General features: G+C 60.2%; 15 protein-coding genes. All 15 read right to left on the minus strand.

Annotated elements, in window-relative coordinates; translation table 11 throughout:
* Window positions 1–71: 71 nt before the first annotated feature.
* Window positions 72–1502, minus strand: coding sequence for a mannose-1-phosphate guanylyltransferase/mannose-6-phosphate isomerase (locus tag ACN0VL_RS07485; protein WP_417616036.1), 1431 nt, complete (start codon window positions 1500–1502; stop codon window positions 72–74).
* Between the two features lie 4 nt (window positions 1503–1506).
* The gene (locus tag ACN0VL_RS07490) at window positions 1507–2223 is read right to left on the minus strand and encodes a pseudouridine synthase (protein ID WP_417616038.1); all 717 of its coding nucleotides are present in this window, start codon (window positions 2221–2223) and stop codon (window positions 1507–1509) included.
* A gap of 93 nt (window positions 2224–2316) precedes the next feature.
* Complete coding sequence (locus ACN0VL_RS07495; protein ID WP_417616040.1) at window positions 2317–2736, minus strand: GNAT family N-acetyltransferase; 420 nt, start codon at window positions 2734–2736, stop codon at window positions 2317–2319.
* Between the two features lie 211 nt (window positions 2737–2947).
* Complete coding sequence (locus ACN0VL_RS07500) at window positions 2948–4192, minus strand: type II secretion system protein GspD (RefSeq protein WP_417616042.1); 1245 nt, start codon at window positions 4190–4192, stop codon at window positions 2948–2950.
* A gap of 31 nt (window positions 4193–4223) precedes the next feature.
* Window positions 4224–4559, minus strand: a complete 336-nt coding sequence (locus ACN0VL_RS07505) for a hypothetical protein (RefSeq protein ID WP_417616044.1) — start codon at window positions 4557–4559, stop codon at window positions 4224–4226.
* Window positions 4556–5119 carry a type 4a pilus biogenesis protein PilO gene (pilO, locus tag ACN0VL_RS07510; RefSeq protein ID WP_417616046.1) on the minus strand — a complete coding sequence of 188 codons (564 nt, stop codon included), beginning with the start codon at window positions 5117–5119 and terminating at the stop codon, window positions 4556–4558. Before pilO ends, ACN0VL_RS07505 begins: the two co-directional genes overlap by 4 nt.
* The gene (locus tag ACN0VL_RS07515) at window positions 5116–5772 is read right to left on the minus strand and encodes a PilN domain-containing protein (RefSeq protein ID WP_417616048.1); all 657 of its coding nucleotides are present in this window, start codon (window positions 5770–5772) and stop codon (window positions 5116–5118) included. The genes pilO and ACN0VL_RS07515 overlap by 4 nt, the downstream gene beginning before the upstream one ends.
* Window positions 5765–6898 (minus strand): pilus assembly protein PilM, encoded by a 1134-nt coding sequence (gene pilM / locus ACN0VL_RS07520; protein WP_417616050.1) that lies wholly within the window; start codon window positions 6896–6898, stop codon window positions 5765–5767. Before pilM ends, ACN0VL_RS07515 begins: the two co-directional genes overlap by 8 nt.
* Window positions 6899–7038: 140 nt before the next feature.
* Window positions 7039–9897 (minus strand): DNRLRE domain-containing protein, encoded by a 2859-nt coding sequence (locus ACN0VL_RS07525; RefSeq protein ID WP_417616052.1) that lies wholly within the window; start codon window positions 9895–9897, stop codon window positions 7039–7041.
* Window positions 9894–10802: a PilW family protein gene (locus tag ACN0VL_RS07530; RefSeq protein ID WP_417616054.1), complete on the minus strand. Its 909-nt coding sequence runs from the start codon at window positions 10800–10802 to the stop codon at window positions 9894–9896. The genes ACN0VL_RS07525 and ACN0VL_RS07530 overlap by 4 nt, the downstream gene beginning before the upstream one ends.
* Window positions 10799–11233, minus strand: coding sequence for a type IV pilus modification PilV family protein (locus ACN0VL_RS07535; RefSeq protein ID WP_417616056.1), 435 nt, complete (start codon window positions 11231–11233; stop codon window positions 10799–10801). Before ACN0VL_RS07535 ends, ACN0VL_RS07530 begins: the two co-directional genes overlap by 4 nt.
* Window positions 11234–11295: 62 nt before the next feature.
* On the minus strand, window positions 11296–11850 hold the full coding sequence (locus ACN0VL_RS07540) for a pilus assembly FimT family protein (RefSeq protein ID WP_417616058.1): 555 nt from the start codon (window positions 11848–11850) through the stop codon (window positions 11296–11298).
* A gap of 12 nt (window positions 11851–11862) precedes the next feature.
* Window positions 11863–12420 carry a type IV pilin protein gene (locus ACN0VL_RS07545; protein WP_417616060.1) on the minus strand — a complete coding sequence of 186 codons (558 nt, stop codon included), beginning with the start codon at window positions 12418–12420 and terminating at the stop codon, window positions 11863–11865.
* Between the two features lie 152 nt (window positions 12421–12572).
* Window positions 12573–13682 (minus strand): type II secretion system F family protein, encoded by a 1110-nt coding sequence (locus ACN0VL_RS07550; RefSeq protein WP_417616062.1) that lies wholly within the window; start codon window positions 13680–13682, stop codon window positions 12573–12575.
* A gap of 12 nt (window positions 13683–13694) precedes the next feature.
* A complete protein-coding gene (locus ACN0VL_RS07555) occupies window positions 13695–15821 on the minus strand; it encodes an ATPase, T2SS/T4P/T4SS family (protein WP_417616064.1) in 2127 nt (708 codons plus the stop codon).
* Window positions 15822–15824 lie beyond the last annotated feature (3 nt).

A 15824-nucleotide genomic window follows, 5' to 3' on the forward strand; every position in this document is an offset into this window, starting at 1 on the left:
CGCGAGAATGCTGGCCTTACGCCTTACGCCTTACGCCTTACGCCTTACGCCTTACGCCTTACGCCTTATAGCTATGTTTTCCTGCCATAGTGGTCTTCAAAACGGACGATATCGTCTTCTCCCAGATAGCTGCCGGACTGCACCTCTATCAGCTCCAGGGGTATCTTGCCCGGATTTTCCAGCGCGTGCCGCTGCCCCAGCGGAATGTACACCGACTGGTTTTCGGTCAGCAGCCGGGTCTGCTCGCCCTGGGTGATGCGGGCGGTGCCGCTGACCACCACCCAGTGTTCGGCCCTGTGATGATGCATCTGCAACGACAGGCTGGCGCCGGGATTCACCGTAATCCGCTTCACCTGATAACGGGGGCCGCTGTCGATGGCATCGAACTTGCCCCAGGGGCGATAGCACTCGCGGTGAATGATGTGCTCCTGGCGGCCCTGAGCCTCGAGCCGTGCTACCAGCCGTTTTACGTCCTGCTCTCTGTCTTTATGGGCTACCAATACCGCGTCTTTGGTTTCGACTATCATCAGATCCCTGACTCCCAGTGCGGTCACCAGGCGGCTCTCGGCATGGATCAGGCAGTTGCCAACCTGCTCGGTCAGCACGTCGCCGCGCAGTGTGTTGCCCTGTTCGTCCCGGCCCTGCACTTCTGCCAGTGCCGACCAGGAGCCGACGTCGCTCCAGCCCGCTTTCAGTGGCACCATGGCGGCGACGCTGGTGTGTTCCATCACCCCATAATCCACGGAAATATCCGGGCAGGCGGCAAAGGCCTCGGCGTCGAGCCGGATAAAGTCGAGATCCCGCTGGCTGCCGGCCAGTGCCACCCGGCAGGCGGTCAGCACTTCGGGCTGAAAGCGGGCCAGCTCCTGCAGATAGTGTTTGGCCTGAAACAGAAAGATACCGCTGTTCCAGTCATAACCGCCGGCGGCCAGATAGCCCTCGGCTTTTTCCCGATCCGGTTTTTCGACAAACTGCGCCACCTCGAAACCGCCGGTTTGCCCTATGGCCTGGCCCCGTCGCAGGTAGCCATAGCCGGTTTCCGCCCGGCTGGGCGGAATGCCGAAGGTGACCAGCTTGCCCGCGCGAGCCAGGGGCAGGGCCGCATTGACGGCGGCATGAAAGGCAGGCACATCCTCGATGGCATGATCGGCGGGCAGCGCCAGCAGCACGACGTCTTCCGCGTGTTCGCCAGCGGCTTGTTCAGAAGCATAAAGCGCCGCCAGAGCGATAGCCGGTGCCGTGTTACGCCCCATCGGCTCCAGCAAGATCTGCGCTTGCTGTCCGTTCAGCTGGCGCACTTGTTCGGCGGCCAGAAAGCGATGCTGCTCGTTGCAGATCAACAGAGGCGGCGCCGACTTCAGCCCATCCAGCCGCTTGAGGGTGGCCTGCAGCATAGACATTGAGGTGTCCAGCAGCGGCAGAAACTGCTTGGGATGCTGCTGGCGCGACAGGGGCCACAGGCGGGAGCCATGGCCGCCGGCCAGGATCACGGGGAACAACATGGGCTTATCCTTCTGCTGGGGTGGCTAGGGTCTGGTTCAAAAAGCTGCCAACCTCATCGGTCGTGAGGTGGCGCCACTGGCCCAGCGGCACATTCAGGCGAACGGCACCTATCTGTTCCCGGTGCAGGCTTAGTACCCGGTTGCCAACCGCCGAAAACATGCGTTTTACCTGATGAAAGCGGCCTTCGGTAATGGTGAGCAGCACCTCTTTTGGGGCAACCGCTTCCAGCCTGGCCGGCAGGGTGGGGGAGCTTTCTCCCTGCAACAGCAGGCCCCGGGCAAAGCGGGCGGCCACCTCTGGTGCCAGCGGATCGCGCAGGCCGACTCGGTACACTTTTTCACATTGTTGCTGTGGCCGTATGATATTGAACGACCAGCGGCCGTCGTCGGTGAGCAGCACCAGACCTGTGGTATCTGCATCCAGACGGCCGACGATATGCAGATCATCGGCCCGGTCGATATTCAGCCGATGAAACAGCGACGGATAGACACCGTCCACGTTCGAGCACAGGGTGCCGGCTGGCTTGTGCATCATGAGGTAACGGGAGGGCCGGGCAAGCAGCCGCCGTCCGGCAAGGGTAATCAGGTTGTTCTCATGTACCTGGGTCGCCTCATCGGTTACCAGGTCATCGTTGACGATCACCTCGCCGGCATGGATGACCCCTCTGGCCTCGGTTCGGCTCAGCTCGGTACTCTTGCAGATGAATTTATCGAGGCGCATGGCAAACCCGGCAGATGGCAAAGAGCGCCATTATCGCACAGCTGCGCCCTCGGGGTCAGTCCGAGAACAGGGTACAGGCCTTGGCACCGACATTCAGGCTAACGACTTTTCCATGGACAGGTGCGGGATCCCGGCATCCATAAACTCGTCGCCATAGGGGGTGAAACCCAGCTTGGCATAGAAGTCGACGGCGTGGGTTTGCGCGCCCAGGTACACCCGCGGATAACCCAGGCGGCTGGCCTCGGCGACCAGCGTCTGCACCACTTTGGCACCCAGCCCCAAGCCCCGATAGTTGCGTAAAATGGCGATACGACCGATATGGCCGTCGTCCAGCATACGACCGGTGCCCACATATTCGCCGTCCACTACCGCCAGCACATGCATGGCAGAGGCATCCAGACCGTCGAACTCCAGCTCGGGCGATACCCCTTGTTCTTGCATGAAGACTGCCTCGCGAATGGCGCGGATCTGTGGCTGATGTTCGGTGTCGTAAGGGACTAGGGTGACGGTCATGAGGGCTCCAGGTGCAAGGGGAAAAGGCGTATTTTACATAGGTCTGGCGCCCGGTGCAGGCTTTGTCTTTGGCCAACGCACCACACCTGCGCCAGTACGGGAGTGCTCGGCAATATCAGGACAAAGCCTGGCTGTTGCCGGAACCAGAGTGGGCGACAATACCGGCCAGCACCCAGACGTTCATCTTTTTAATGCTCCCGCGTTAAACGTGTCAGGGTGAGATGCTCATCGTCAGCCGCGGCTCGGTTGGCGGGGGCGGCATACCATCCTGAACCAGATAAGGGGTGATCAGCACCACGGTTTCGGTCTGCACGTCCCGGTAGGTTGACTGCTTGAACAGGCGCCCCAGCAAGGGAATATGCATCAGAATAGGCACGCCTCTGACTTCTTCATCGGTGGATTGCCGGATCAGCCCGCCGATAAACACCGTCTGACCGCTGTTAACCAGCATCTGGGTGGTGACCTCTGTGGTGCTCTGGGAGGGAATTCCCTGTGGGCTTACGCTGCCGGTACTGACCTCAGGGTGGATCTGCAGCAGGATCCGGTTGGATTCATCGACCGCCGGTTTAACCTTGAGGATCACGCCGGATTCAAGAAAATCGATGCTTTCGGTGGTGATCTGGTTGATGGTGGTGGTGACCTTGAACCCCTGTCGGTCGCCGATGACGGTGCTGGCTTCCCGATCTTCCAGTGCCAGTATCTTGGGTGTCGAGACTGTGTGCAGCCGGTTCTTGGTTTGCAGGGCGTTGAAGAAAACATCCAGATCCGGCGTGGAAAGATTGATGAAAATGCCGTCGGTGCCGGGATCCAGGCCTCTGGTGCCAATAATACCCTGACCACCTTTAAAAATTGTGTTCCAGTCGATGCCGAAGACATCGGAGTCCGTCAGGGTAACGTCGAATATTTTGGCCTCAATCAGGATCTGTCGTGGCTGGCGGTCGATTTCCGCGAGCAGCTCGCCGATGCGAGTGAGAAATTCCGGCTTGTCTTCTACCACCAGCAAACCGCGCTCCGGCAGGGCGGTGATATTGCCGTAGCTGGAAATATACTTGCTCAGAATATCCATAATGGCGACGGGATCCGAATACTGGACCTTGAATGTTTTCAGCCTGGTCAGGTTGTTGTAGCTGTATTTGCCGACGTCTTCGCGCTTGCGAATAAAATAACTGCCCTGGCGACGCTCCACCACGAAGTTTGCCGACTCGGCGATCATCTGAATGGCATTGGATACCTCGACCTCGTAGAGGTTGACCGATACATCACCCGATACCCCCGTCGACAACATGATATTCAACTTCTGCTGACGCGACAGCATGTCCATGACTTCGGCAATGTCGACGTTGTTGACGTTGAGCGACACCTTTTTGGCCTGCGCGATCGGACTGAGGAAAATAATAATGGGAATAAACAAGGGAATCAGGCGCTTGATGGCCGGAGTGAGCTGAATCATAGACATGGTGATTGAAGTTCCTGCTTCTTTATTTTCATTATTGGGACGTTCGTTCCTTGAGAGAGATACGATACCTGTTTGAACCTTTTTCGAACAGGGTTTCTTCCTGAGTGACCGAGATCAATCGATATCCGTCGAACTCATCCCCGAGTGCCAGTATGGTGCCGTCGATATTGGCCAGCGAGCTATCGCCGGCCACCAGCAGCGCGCGCAGCGTAAAGCCGGGTGCCGAAGCGATGGGCGTCGGAGTGGGGCGGGTCGACAATTCGGTCTGGGGTCGGACAAAAGGATCCCGTAATGGCATGCCGGTGTCTGCCAGGGCGGTGGCAGCCAGCAGCCAGAGGCCGACCGGGTAAAGAGATTTCAGGTTCATGATTCCGCCTTGTACGCCACTATGGTGAGTTTGATATCGATGTGGGAGTCATCGCTCTGGGTGCGGACCGGCCTCATGTCGAAGGCGGCGATGACTACAAAACCGAGCTGGTCGTTCAGCTCGCGGATCCAGCGGTAAAAGTCCATATAGCTACCATTGAGCTCGATATCGAAGATCAGCTCCTGAAAGGCGTCGATACGGCTGCCGGTGCGAGGCACCAGGCTGGTCAGCTGCATCCGGTTTTGCCAGGACAGATTCTGCAGCGACTCGATAACATGGCTGCCCAGCTGCTTGGCCGGGCGCTGGGCCATGTCGCCGTGAATGGTGCGCCTCAGGGTGTCTACCTCGGTACGCAGCTGCTCGAGCTGGCTGTCGAGCTGCTGCCCCTCCGGCAGTGACCCCTGATGCAACAGCAAGGTGTTTTTTGCCACTTCGTAGCGTTTCAGCTCCGGTAGCAGCAGATAGGTGATCAGCGCCATCAGCAGCAAGAAACCGCCCCCGGCCAGCGCCAGCAGCCAGGTTCTGGATGGCGTGAGATCGAAGCTGATGTTCGGTTTCATGGTGTCTCACCCGAGTTGAGTTGTGCCGTCAATTCAAAGTCCAGCACCTCGCCATTGGTGTAGCGGCGCAGGCTGGTACGATTCAGGTTGGCCTCGGCAATCTGGGGCTGTTCGGACAGCTGGCGCAAGAAATGAGACAACGCCAGGTAATCGTCCGATTGCCCGCGAATCGTCATCTGCATGTCCAGCTTCAGTGCTTCCTGTTGGGTAGCGGGGCTGTCTTCGTTCTTGATCAGAATGAAATATCCCAGAGTCGAGCTACCCGCTGGCTTGTCGACCAGGCTGCTGGCTCGCCGAAAGCTCCACTCCTGAAACCAGACCGGGCTGTCCCCCAGTGCCTGGTCGACGGCACCCAGCAGCTCGGAGACCGCCACACCGCTGCGCAGCCCTTCGAGAAAGCGCAATTCTCGCTGCAGCGAGACTCGAGTCTGGATCAGCTCCTGCAGCTGGTTTTGCTGGTAGCGAATGTCGTTATGCTGCTGTTGCATGGCGAAAATTTGGTTTTCTTGTCGGTCGTTATAACGAGACAACAGCACTGTGGCCAGCAGCAGCAGCAGGCTGGCCACCGCCAGTAGCGCGGCGCCGAAAATGCAGCGGCGTATTATCAGCCGGCCGGCGCGGTAGTCCGGCGGAATCAGCTCCAGTTCATGCATGGGGTGTCAGCTCCTTCAGTGCCAGGCCGGTGGCAATACAGAAATCCTGCTGGCCATCCGATGTGTGCCAGCGCTCCCCCTGAAAGGCGCCCAGCGGGTCTGGATATTGTGCCGGAATCTCGATCAACCCTTGCAGGTGCTCGCGCAGGCCGTTCCAGCGGGCCAGGCTGCCGAACAGATACAGGTTGTGCACCGGCTGGCCGTGCAGCTCGGAGGCGGCATAGATCAGGGTTCGACGGATCTCGTCCTTGAGCTGTATCAGGTCGGGCAGCAGTATGTCCAGGGCCAGGGTTCGTGCGTTGTCGTTGCAGGGCTGGGCTGACGTCCACTGTTCCGACTGACCATCGGTATCGGCCGAGCGCATCAGGGCCCGGGCTTGCAGGCCGGAGATATCCAGCTCCGAGGCCAGTCGTTTGAGCAGGGTGGCCTCGCCGAAGTCGATGCTATGGTCAATCACCAGGCGCCGGCCCGCAATCATGGTCAGGTAGCTGTTGTCGTTGCCAAAATTGATCACCAGGCTGTTACGGTCCGGCACATGACCATTGAGCCAGAGGATAAGACGGCTGATGGCGGTCTGACCAATTTCAACCGAGGCCACGTCAAGCCCGGCCCGGCGCAGCAGCTCCAGATAGTCGATAACCTCGCTGCGGCGGGCCATGGCGATCAGCACCAGTCGTTCGGGCCTGTCATCTGTGGTGCGTATCGGTATGTAATCAATGATCAGATCTTCGAGCCGTTCGTTCAGCCGCTGGGCCAGGGTGGTCAGTATGATGTCGGTTTCATCCTGCCCGGGCTTGAGCGGATAACTCAGCGACAGGGTGCGAACCTTGTCTGCGGGCAGCAGGGTGGTGACGCGCCGGCCGCGAAAGGGATACTGTTTGAAGGCGCTGGCCAACAGGGCTTTCAGGCTCTGTGGAGAAGCCAGCAGGGTATCCCGGTCGCTTGGGTAGGGCAGCGAACAGGCCGCCTGCAGTATCGGCAACCCGCCAGGGGGTTGCGACTTGAACTGGGCCAGGTTGAGGCGGTTCAGCGACAGTTCAAGCCCGATGGCATGAGTGCGGGGACGCCTGAGCCAGCTTGCAACCGGCATGTTAAATGCCATGGACTTGAACATAGCCATTGCCATACTTCCTCTTGTCAAACATGGACATAGCCATAAACGTCATCGTCATACTTCCTGTTGTCAAACGTGGGTGCGACACCCGCAGCGGCAGAGGCGTCCGGGCAAGATCCGGTGTTAGCGCCGAGCGGCGCCGGAGCAGTGTGTCAGTTGCCATAGACAATAACCAGCTGTGGTGCATGGGGGCCCTCCCGGGAGCTGAATTCAAGACCTTGGCGTTTTGGCGCATCGGCGATGATCTGCATGCCAAAATTGGGTGAAGCGCCGTCCAGCCACTCCTGCGCCAGCTCTTTGACATCGAATTCATACCAGGCGATACCGGTAAAGAGCTGAGACGCCACCACAGTCGGGGCGTAGTAGCCGCCGGGTCCTCCGCTCCAGTTGTGGCTGCCGTCGCGGCTGAGCCAGGTGGCGCCGTTTTCGGTCCAGCTTTCCTTAATGCGGTGTACCTGCAGGGTCCAGTCCTGGTTGCCGGTGCGGTGGTTGGCATACAGGCGCAGCTTGGCGCTGCTGATCAGCGCATCGGCCGGCAGGCCGCCGAGGTCGTAGCTCAGCAGGGCCGACCGCCGCTGGTTGTGGTTATTTAATCCGATCCCGAGGCCGGGGCCACCGCCCGAACGGGTGGCAGGGTCGCCCTCGTTGATGAAGGTGTCGCCGGTGGCGATCAGTATGCTGGTCCTGGTATCGTCGTCCTGGCTGGTGCGGATCAGCAGCCCATATCTACGGTCGCGAGGGCTGCCAAATACATGGGCGCAGGTCTGCGGATCGATGGCCGCCGAGGAGGGTTTGGCAATGCCGAATCCGGCGACCGGGTAGCTGTCCAGCCAGGCGCCCTGTGCCGAGTAACGATGCACCTCACCCAGGGTGATGTCGGTGACCCAGAACTGGTCAGTGTCGGGCAGGTGGGCGATACCTTCGGCGGCTAAGTTGTAGCTTGGGGAGGTCCCCGGTTTGAGAGTGAGGGAGCTACTCTGTACCCGATCGAAGCTCTGATCGATGATGACCAGCCCGCCGGTGCCCTTATCGACCAGCGCGATATGACCGTCATGGCTACCGCCCTTGATGTAGCTGGCGCCGCGCAGATTGGAGATAAAGCCGAGCCGTACCCCTTGTGTTGAGACGTCGGATGGCGGCGAGGCCGGGTCAATCGGGTAGATATAGCTACTATTGACCGCCAGCAGTTGGCCGGCCAGCTCGCCCTCGGGCACATAAGTGATGCCATCAAGTCTGGACAGGCCGGTATTGAAGGTATCGTCGAGCAGCTGGCCGTCACGGTTTAGCAGCACCAGCCGGCCAGAGTCGCCCACGGCAACCCAGCCGCCGCCAGCAGGGACGCTGGTCCCATTAAACGACATACCCTCCGGCACGGGGGTGATGCCACTGGTGTAGTCATAGCCGTAGTCCTGCCCTACGGTGCTGAATTCGCCGGCAACACTATCGGGAATGAACAAGGCACTGCAGGATGGGGGCTCGGGGGCCGTACACTGGGCGCCGCAGGGGCAGTGATACTGTATGGTCAGCTTCGGCCGCTGGGTGGCGGCGGCGTGGTTGCTGCTGCTGAAATCCGCATGGTTGACGCCGGGGCTGCCCAGCAGCATCAGGCCGTGGTTGTCCTGAACGCCCGCGACCCAGTCACCGACCAGGGCGGTGATGTCCCATTGGGTGGCTCCCAGGGCGAGCGGGTCAATTTCGGCGCTGGTGAGCGCCGTGGGCTCGAAATCGCCACCCAGACTGGACCAGTTTTCCGATGTTCGGGCCAGGCTCCAGTTGGCCTGGGTCTGATGCCAGTCACGGGTGACCCGGTGCAGAGAGATGTCGGCGATCTCGCCCGACCCTATGCCTTCCAGATTCAGTTCCAGGGTGGCCGAGGTGATCAGGGCGGCCGTCGGAATGGTGGACAGGTCGAACTTCAGCAAGCCACGTTTATCCAGATTGCCACTGTTGCTGATGCGCATTCTGGTTTCTGTGCCTCGGGTCGTCCCCCAGGGGTCGTCATAGAGGTAGGTGTCTGCCCCGCCGGCGGCGCTGGGCTGCAGCACCAGGCTGGTGCTGTCATCGCCGGCGTTGCAGGGGCAGGCATAGGTGAGCACCAGCTGTGGGCGCAGGCTGGCGTCACTATGTTCTTTTGAGGCGAAGCTCAGGGTCGAGGACAGATCGGTTTTCAACAACAGGCCGTAGTTGGCTTCGCTGCCGTCGAGCCAGCGCGAGACCTGAGCGCCAATATTCCAGCTGACCCAGCCGGCGGTCAGGCGAGCCTGTGCGCTGGCAATGGGCGTGGCCTGATAGTCGCCCCCCGGGCTACTCCAGCCATTGCTGCCATCATGGGTATTCCAGGTGGCGCCGTCCTGGCTGCCTGTTCCTTCCACCCAGCTGCTTGAGACCCTGTGTGCCGTCAGGTTGCCGCCGCTAGCGAGCGTATTAATTTGATAGAGCCGCAGTTCGGCGCCGATCAGGCGAATGCCGTCGGGCAGGGTCGACAGGCCGAAGCTCACCAGGCTGTGGCGGGTGCTCAACAGTGCGCCAATTTGCAGTTCGGCACGGCCGAAATTCGAGTTTGCGTTCAAGAGGGAATTGTCAATTCGGGTGTCGGCACCGGGATCTTCGCCCAGTACCAGGGTGTGCGTAATCGGCGATTCATAGGTATCGACCGCGTCACGGCTGATACTGTAGCGGCTGCCGTTGTCCAGCAGGGCGCTGGCGGTGATGCTGATCGGCGAGCCCCCGGTGGGGCTGATCACCGTGCTGTAGCTGTGATTGCCGAAGGGTTGATTGTTCAGGCTGGGATAATTGGTGCAGTTGGCAAACTGGGCCTGCCAATTGGCATGGTTGAGGCCGGCTTCGGCCACATAGCGAGCCTCGAGCCGGTCTGCCTCGCCGCGGCTACTGGCCAGGTGCAGGGCGCTGCTGTGGCTGAGCAGATAAGAAACGCTGGCCAGCAAGGCCAGGGTGATCACCACCGGCAGCAGCAGGTAGCCGCGCTGGTGACGGCGGCTCTGGTGACTCACAGTCCCCCTCCCAGCCGCACACGGCGCTGCAGGCTGATGCTGTTATCGGCATCCTGAGTCAGTGTCAGGGTAATATCCACCAGCTGGGCGCGGCTGCCACCCAGGGGCACCCGCTCGATGCGCAGCAGGGTCACGCCCTCGGCAATCACGCTTTCGGTGTAGTCGCGCCCATCCACCAGGCTGTCGCCATTCTGGTCGCTGAAGGACGGCCAGCGCTCGATCAGCTGGTCGCCACTCAGGTAATACACCACCGGCTCGAAGCTGTCTTCGCCGATCTGCCCGTCTCCATCGTCGTCGGAAGAGGAGCCTGGGTTGCCGCCCTGCTCGTCGTTGTCCCAGGCCTGATTGCTGGCCGAAGACGCGTCGACGCTGCCATCGCCATCGTCGTCGATGCCGATGATGCCGGGTGCGCCATCCCGGGTATGATCGGCATCGAGATCTTCGTCGATGAGCTCGGCTTCGCCCGGATCGCGCAGCCCGTTGTTGTTGAGGTCGAGAAAGTCTTTATCGTTGTTGGCATCGGCCCAGCCGTCGCCGTCGAGGTCCTGGCGGGGGCTCAGGGTGACCGCCAGTACCGCCGTGGCCAGGGTGCTGCTGCCTTCGGGGGGTGAGGCCGGCACCGTTTCTACGCGGATATGCTCAGACCAGCTGGTGTCGGGGTTGTCGACCAGCGGCAGCAGCAGGTGGCGGCTGTTTTGTACCGACTCTGTCATGCGGGTCATGGCAAAATGGGCCTCATGGGCCAGGGTATTTTTTGTCTGGCCTTCGCTCTGCAGTTCGAGGGCGGAGCCGATCAGGCCGCCCAATCCGGCCATCAGCAACGAGAGTATCGCCACGGCACCCAGCAGTTCGAGCAGGGTCAGACCCTGTTGGCGCAGACGAGAGGCAATAACGAGCGGTTTCATTGGCTGACCAGGGTTTCCAGGGCCATGGCGGTGCCTGCCAGTTCGACCCTGAGCCACAACAAACCGGTGTCGGCGCTGGCAAAGAGATCGCTGGGTTCTCCGTCATAATAAGCCAGATACACCTGACGTTGCAGGCTGCGGCCATCGCTGCTGACGACGGTGTCGGACAAGCTGCTGGGGGTGGTAGTGCCCGCCACCTCGGCACCGAGCTGACTGTAGTCGCTGGCCAGCAACTGTTCCATTTTGCTGGCCAGCAGGGGTCTGTCGATGACCTGCTGTTGGTTGATGGCGGCCCCCTGGCTGCCGGACTGCAGGGCCTCCATGGCCGGCACCAGGCTCAGGCCGATAATAAAGGTCGCGATCAGGGCCTCAATATAGGAAAACCCCTGCTGGGAGGACGACCTGGGGGACTTTCCCGTTCTGTTGTTCATGCGCGCACTCCTTGCTCGTCGTGATTATTATTATTTTTTTGTTGTTATAGCAGTGATTGAGATTATGGCTGGGTGATCCGACCGGTTCTGGGAGCGATATTCAGCTGCTGCCGATGATTGCCGTCGCTCAGGGTGACGGTGCCGCTGACCAGCAACCGCGGTGTACCGGCATCCAGATAGCGGGGTTCGCCGCTGGCCAGAAAGCCGATGTCCTGCTGGCTGCCGGCGACGTCCTGATAGACGAAGGTAGCGTCGTCGAGCCGGACCTTCTGGTAGCGGGCATCGGTAGCGAACCTGAGGTCATAGAGCTGCTTGTCGAGGGGGTGATACACATCGAACATCACTACAGGCGAGGGGCCAGAGTCGTCGATGCGATACACCCGCAGCCGTTGAGCGGTGGTGTCCAGCAGCACACCGTGCTCGGCCCCGCTACGCCGGGCTTCGCTCTGGGCAAAGCGGATGGCACCGGCCACCTCGACCGCGGCCAGCTCGACCCGCTCCGGCCCCAGCACCGTCAACGAGGGCACCACAATCACCGCCAGGGCGCCGAGCAGGGTGACCACCACCAGCAGCTCGGCCAGGCTCTTTCCCCGCTGGCGCACCAGGACCACCGACATGGCTATCACCCATTACAGGTCGTCGTATGAGGTGTGGTTGATGATGATCTTGCCGGTCTTGCGGTCGTATTTCCAGCCGCCATCGGTGCCGTCGGCGGTCATCAGCAGATTACCGGTTTCGATCACGGTCAGGGTCGCTACATCCATGAAGGGGTCGCTGGGTAGCGTTGTTTTCTTGTAGTAGGGGCCAAAACGGTGGTTGACCGTGTCGCTGATGGAACAGGCACCACCGGCGTTATTGGTGTAAAGCGTCAGCTGATCGGTAAAGGTTTGAGCGGCGTTGGCAATTAAGCCATCTCCCGTACCTTTGGTGCCCGTACATGCATCCCCTGATACTGCCGTGCCGTTGCCGGGATATACCCCGTGTTGCTGGTAGTAGAGACCGATCATCGAGCGCAGGTTGGCCAGGGTGCTCTGGGCGGATGCGGTTTTGGCATCGTCGGTGGAGGCACTGAACTGTGGAATGACGATGGCGGCCAGAATCGACAGTATGATCACCACAATCAGTAGTTCAACCAGGGTAAAGCCTTGTAGTAGCTTCTTTTTTATGTTCACGTTTTTTATGCTCATGGAACAGCCTCTCGTTATTAGCACTAGCGCATGAAGGTGTGCATTTGGGTCTTTGCTTTTTACTGTAGCCCAGGGTTTGAAAATCTTCCTTAAAGAACAGAATTATTGTCGCGTTGGCGGCCTCCTGTTGTCATACCTGTACGCGATGCCACTCAGTAAGCGACCCGGGACAACTTGAAAATCGGCAATATCAGCGAGCTGACCAATACCCCGACGACCAGCCCCATCACCAGCAACATCAGCGGCTCGGCGAGCTTGGTCAGGGTGTTCAGGTGCTTGCGTACCTCCCTTTCATAATGTTCGGTCAGCCGCAACATGACCTTGGGCAGGTTGCCGGTATCTTCACCGGTACGCAGCATTTGACGCACCAGAGAGGGGGTCCAGCCGGCCTGTTCAAAGCCGTAAGACAAGCCCTTGCCTTCGATGACATTCTGCTGCAGCTGGCCGATAAACTGTTGAAACTGTCGGTTGCCGATCACCTCGCGAGTGGCGTCCAGCGCGGTAACCAGAGGCACGCCGTGACTGAGCGACAGTCCCAGTACCCGCAACGACTCGGTTAAATAAAGACGGATATAAAATCCACGGATGCCGGGCAGCGTCATACGCCAGCTGTCCAGCCGCTGTCGGCCCGCGGCACTGCCGGCCCAGATGTATCCGCCCACCGCCAGCAGCGCGGTGGCGAGACAGAGCCAGGGCCAGTGCTGGCGCATGATGTCGCTGGTATTCATCAGCACAGTGGTGGTCCAGGGCAGCTGGTCGCGGATGGCCACGAACATGTCCGCGAATTTGGGGAACACCACTACCAGCACGAACAACATCACCGCCACCGAAAACAGTGCCAGAAACATCGGATAGGAAGCGGCACTTTTCAGTTGCTGACGCAGCTGCTCACGGCGCTCGTCCAGTTCGGCCAGGTGCTGCAGCACCTTGTTCAGAAAGCCGCCACCTTCGGCGGCCGCCACCAGGTTGACATAGGTTGAATTGAACAGCCGGGGATGATGCGACAGCGCCTGGGACAAAGGCTGACCATCGGCAATGCGCTGTTCGAGATCGCTCAGCAGGACGTGCATCGCCGGATGCCGGGTTTGCAGCCTGATGGTCTTTAACGCCGGCAGTATGCTGGTGCCGGTTTCCAGCAGCAACGAGAGCTGTTCGCTGAAAAACAGCCGATCGCTCGGCTTCAGCCGTTTCTGGAACAGGCCGGCGAAGGGGGTAGCGCGCGCCGTTGGCGTGGGCGTGGGCTTTTTCATGTTCAGTGGCATCAGGCCGTTTCCTCAGACATTGATCACCCGGGATATCTCTTCGGCCGTGGTCAGGCCGCGGCGTACCCGATCCAGTCCATCCTCGAACAAGGAGGGAATCTGTTGCTCGATACGATAGTCCTCCAGCAGGTTCAGGCTGGGATTCTGCAAAATAAGTTGCTGTAGCGCCGGCGTGGTCGGTATCAGTTCGTGGATGGCGAGGCGGGATTTGAAGCCCGAGTCGTAGCATTCGCTGCAGCCGCGGCCTCGAGACAGCATAACGCTGCCGTCGGTGGGCCAGTCGTGCTGCTGGCAGAGCTCCACCGGCGCCAGATACTGGGTCTTGCAGTGGCTGCAGATGGTTCTTATTAACCGCTGGGCCACGACCCCGACCAGCGCCGAGGACAGCAGGTAGGGCTCTATGCCCATATCGATCATGCGTACGACGGCGCCGGCACTGGTGTTGGTATGCAGCGTGGAGAGTACCAGGTGACCGGTGAGCGCGGCCTGCACCGCAATGGAGGCGGTCTCCCGGTCGCGGATTTCACCGACCAGTACGATATCCGGATCCTGGCGCAGCACGTGGCGCAGTATCTTGGCAAAGGACAGGCCGATGTTCTCCTTCACCTCGTTCTGGTTGATGATATCGAGTTGATATTCGACCGGATCTTCTATGGTGACGATATTTTTTTCGACACTGTTGAGGTGATTGATGGCCGCGTAGAGGCTGGTGGTTTTGCCGCTGCCGGTTGGCCCCGTGACCAGGATCAGGCCATAGGGACGCTGCAGCATCTGCCGGTATTGCGCCAGACTGTGCTCGCTCATGCCGAGCTTGTTGATATCCAGCAGAGAATGCTGTTTGTCCAGCAGTCGCAGCACCACTTTCTCGCCGTACAGGCCCGGCAGCGAGCTGAAGCGCAGGTCGACCAGGCGGTTGCGGGTTTGCACCTGAATCCGGCCGTCCTGAGGCAGGCGCCGCTCCGAGATATCCAGATTGGCCATCACCTTCAACCGCGACACCAGTGCCGGCAGCAACTCCATGCGCAGGGTCATGACCTGATAAAGCAGACCGTCGATCCTAAACCGCACCCGTGCCGTGCTGCGGCCCGGCTCGATATGAATATCGCTGACATTGTCGTTGACGGCGCGTTGCAAGATGGAGTTAACCAGCCGGATAACCGGGCTGCCCTCTGCCAGCTCGTCTATCCGGGAGTAGTCGTCTATGTAGGCGTTTTCTACCAGCTCCAGATCCTGATCTGGCGAGTCCATCAGATCCAGTGATTCATCGGTAAGCGAGTCGCCACCGTCGGTATAGACGCTGTTCAGGGTTCCCTGAATGTTTTCACGGCAGGCCAGCACGGGTCTGACATGTACCCTGAGCAGTTCTTCCAGCTCGGTGAAAGCCGGCATGTGCTGGGGATCGGCGGTGGCAACCAGCAGCTCGTGGCGCAGCCGAAACAGCGGCACTATGCCCAGTCGCCTGCAGGTTTTAGCCGGGATCTGCAGCGCGATATCCGGATCGTAAAGACCCGGGCGCAGTTTAATGAAGGGCAGCTTCAGCTGCCTGCCCAGGGCTTCCAGCAGCAGGGACTCTTCGATCCAGCCTTTTTCCAGCAGAATGTCCCCCATGCGCTTGTTGAGCTTGTCCTGCAGGCCGATCACCTCTTGCAGCTGCTGCTCGCTGATGGCGCCACGGGACAGCAAAATATCGCCCAGGCGAGCCGGCTCTTCCGGTTTGTCGGTGCCGGGCGACAGTATTTCCTGAGACAGCTCTTCGAGGTCAATCTGGTTGCCGATGCCGGTGAAATGGAGCACTTCTCTGACCGAGGGCTGGGCATGGGTGGTTTTGAGCCAGCCGCCGAGGGACGCCAGCTGTTCGCCAATGTCCAGCAGGCACTCCAGGGCGGGGCTGTTAATGCGTTCGATATGGGTCAGATCGATGATTTGCTGCCACTCACCACGTTCGATGCAGCCTTTGGCACAGTCCATCAGTGCGGTAATCATCCCCGGCTCCGTCAGCTTGCGGGTGGGGGTGATATAGGAGATGACGCCAATTTTGGTGTGCATGACCGCGCCCTGATCCACTGAGACCGGGCCCGAGGCCTCCGCTCCACCGAGCGGAGGCGCTTGAACGGCGTTGTCATTGCTCTGATGATCCATCTG

It is taken from the genome of Oceanisphaera sp. (genome assembly GCF_048268965.1).
Classification (GTDB): Bacteria; Pseudomonadota; Gammaproteobacteria; order Enterobacterales; family Aeromonadaceae; genus Oceanimonas.

Excerpts from the sequence above, each read along its gene's own strand:
- ACN0VL_RS07485 (WP_417616036.1), bottom strand. The coding sequence starts at position 1,502 with ATGTTGTTCCCCGTGATCCTGGCCGGCGGCCATGGCTCCCGCCTGTGG.
- ACN0VL_RS07490 (WP_417616038.1), bottom strand. The coding sequence starts at position 2,223 with ATGCGCCTCGATAAATTCATCTGCAAGAGTACCGAGCTGAGCCGAACC.
- ACN0VL_RS07515 (WP_417616048.1), bottom strand. The coding sequence starts at position 5,772 with ATGCATGAACTGGAGCTGATTCCGCCGGACTACCGCGCCGGCCGGCTG.
- ACN0VL_RS07530 (WP_417616054.1), bottom strand. The coding sequence starts at position 10,802 with ATGAAACCGCTCGTTATTGCCTCTCGTCTGCGCCAACAGGGTCTGACC.
- ACN0VL_RS07555 (WP_417616064.1), bottom strand. The coding sequence starts at position 15,821 with ATGGATCATCAGAGCAATGACAACGCCGTTCAAGCGCCTCCGCTCGGT.
- ACN0VL_RS07495 (WP_417616040.1), bottom strand. The coding sequence starts at position 2,736 with ATGACCGTCACCCTAGTCCCTTACGACACCGAACATCAGCCACAGATC.
- ACN0VL_RS07535 (WP_417616056.1), bottom strand. The coding sequence starts at position 11,233 with ATGAACAACAGAACGGGAAAGTCCCCCAGGTCGTCCTCCCAGCAGGGG.
- pilM (WP_417616050.1), bottom strand. The coding sequence starts at position 6,898 with ATGGCAATGGCTATGTTCAAGTCCATGGCATTTAACATGCCGGTTGCA.
- ACN0VL_RS07500 (WP_417616042.1), bottom strand. The coding sequence starts at position 4,192 with ATGTCTATGATTCAGCTCACTCCGGCCATCAAGCGCCTGATTCCCTTG.
- ACN0VL_RS07540 (WP_417616058.1), bottom strand. The coding sequence starts at position 11,850 with ATGTCGGTGGTCCTGGTGCGCCAGCGGGGAAAGAGCCTGGCCGAGCTG.
- ACN0VL_RS07550 (WP_417616062.1), bottom strand. The coding sequence starts at position 13,682 with ATGCCACTGAACATGAAAAAGCCCACGCCCACGCCAACGGCGCGCGCT.
- ACN0VL_RS07545 (WP_417616060.1), bottom strand. The coding sequence starts at position 12,420 with ATGAGCATAAAAAACGTGAACATAAAAAAGAAGCTACTACAAGGCTTT.
- ACN0VL_RS07505 (WP_417616044.1), bottom strand. The coding sequence starts at position 4,559 with ATGAACCTGAAATCTCTTTACCCGGTCGGCCTCTGGCTGCTGGCTGCC.
- pilO (WP_417616046.1), bottom strand. The coding sequence starts at position 5,119 with ATGAAACCGAACATCAGCTTCGATCTCACGCCATCCAGAACCTGGCTG.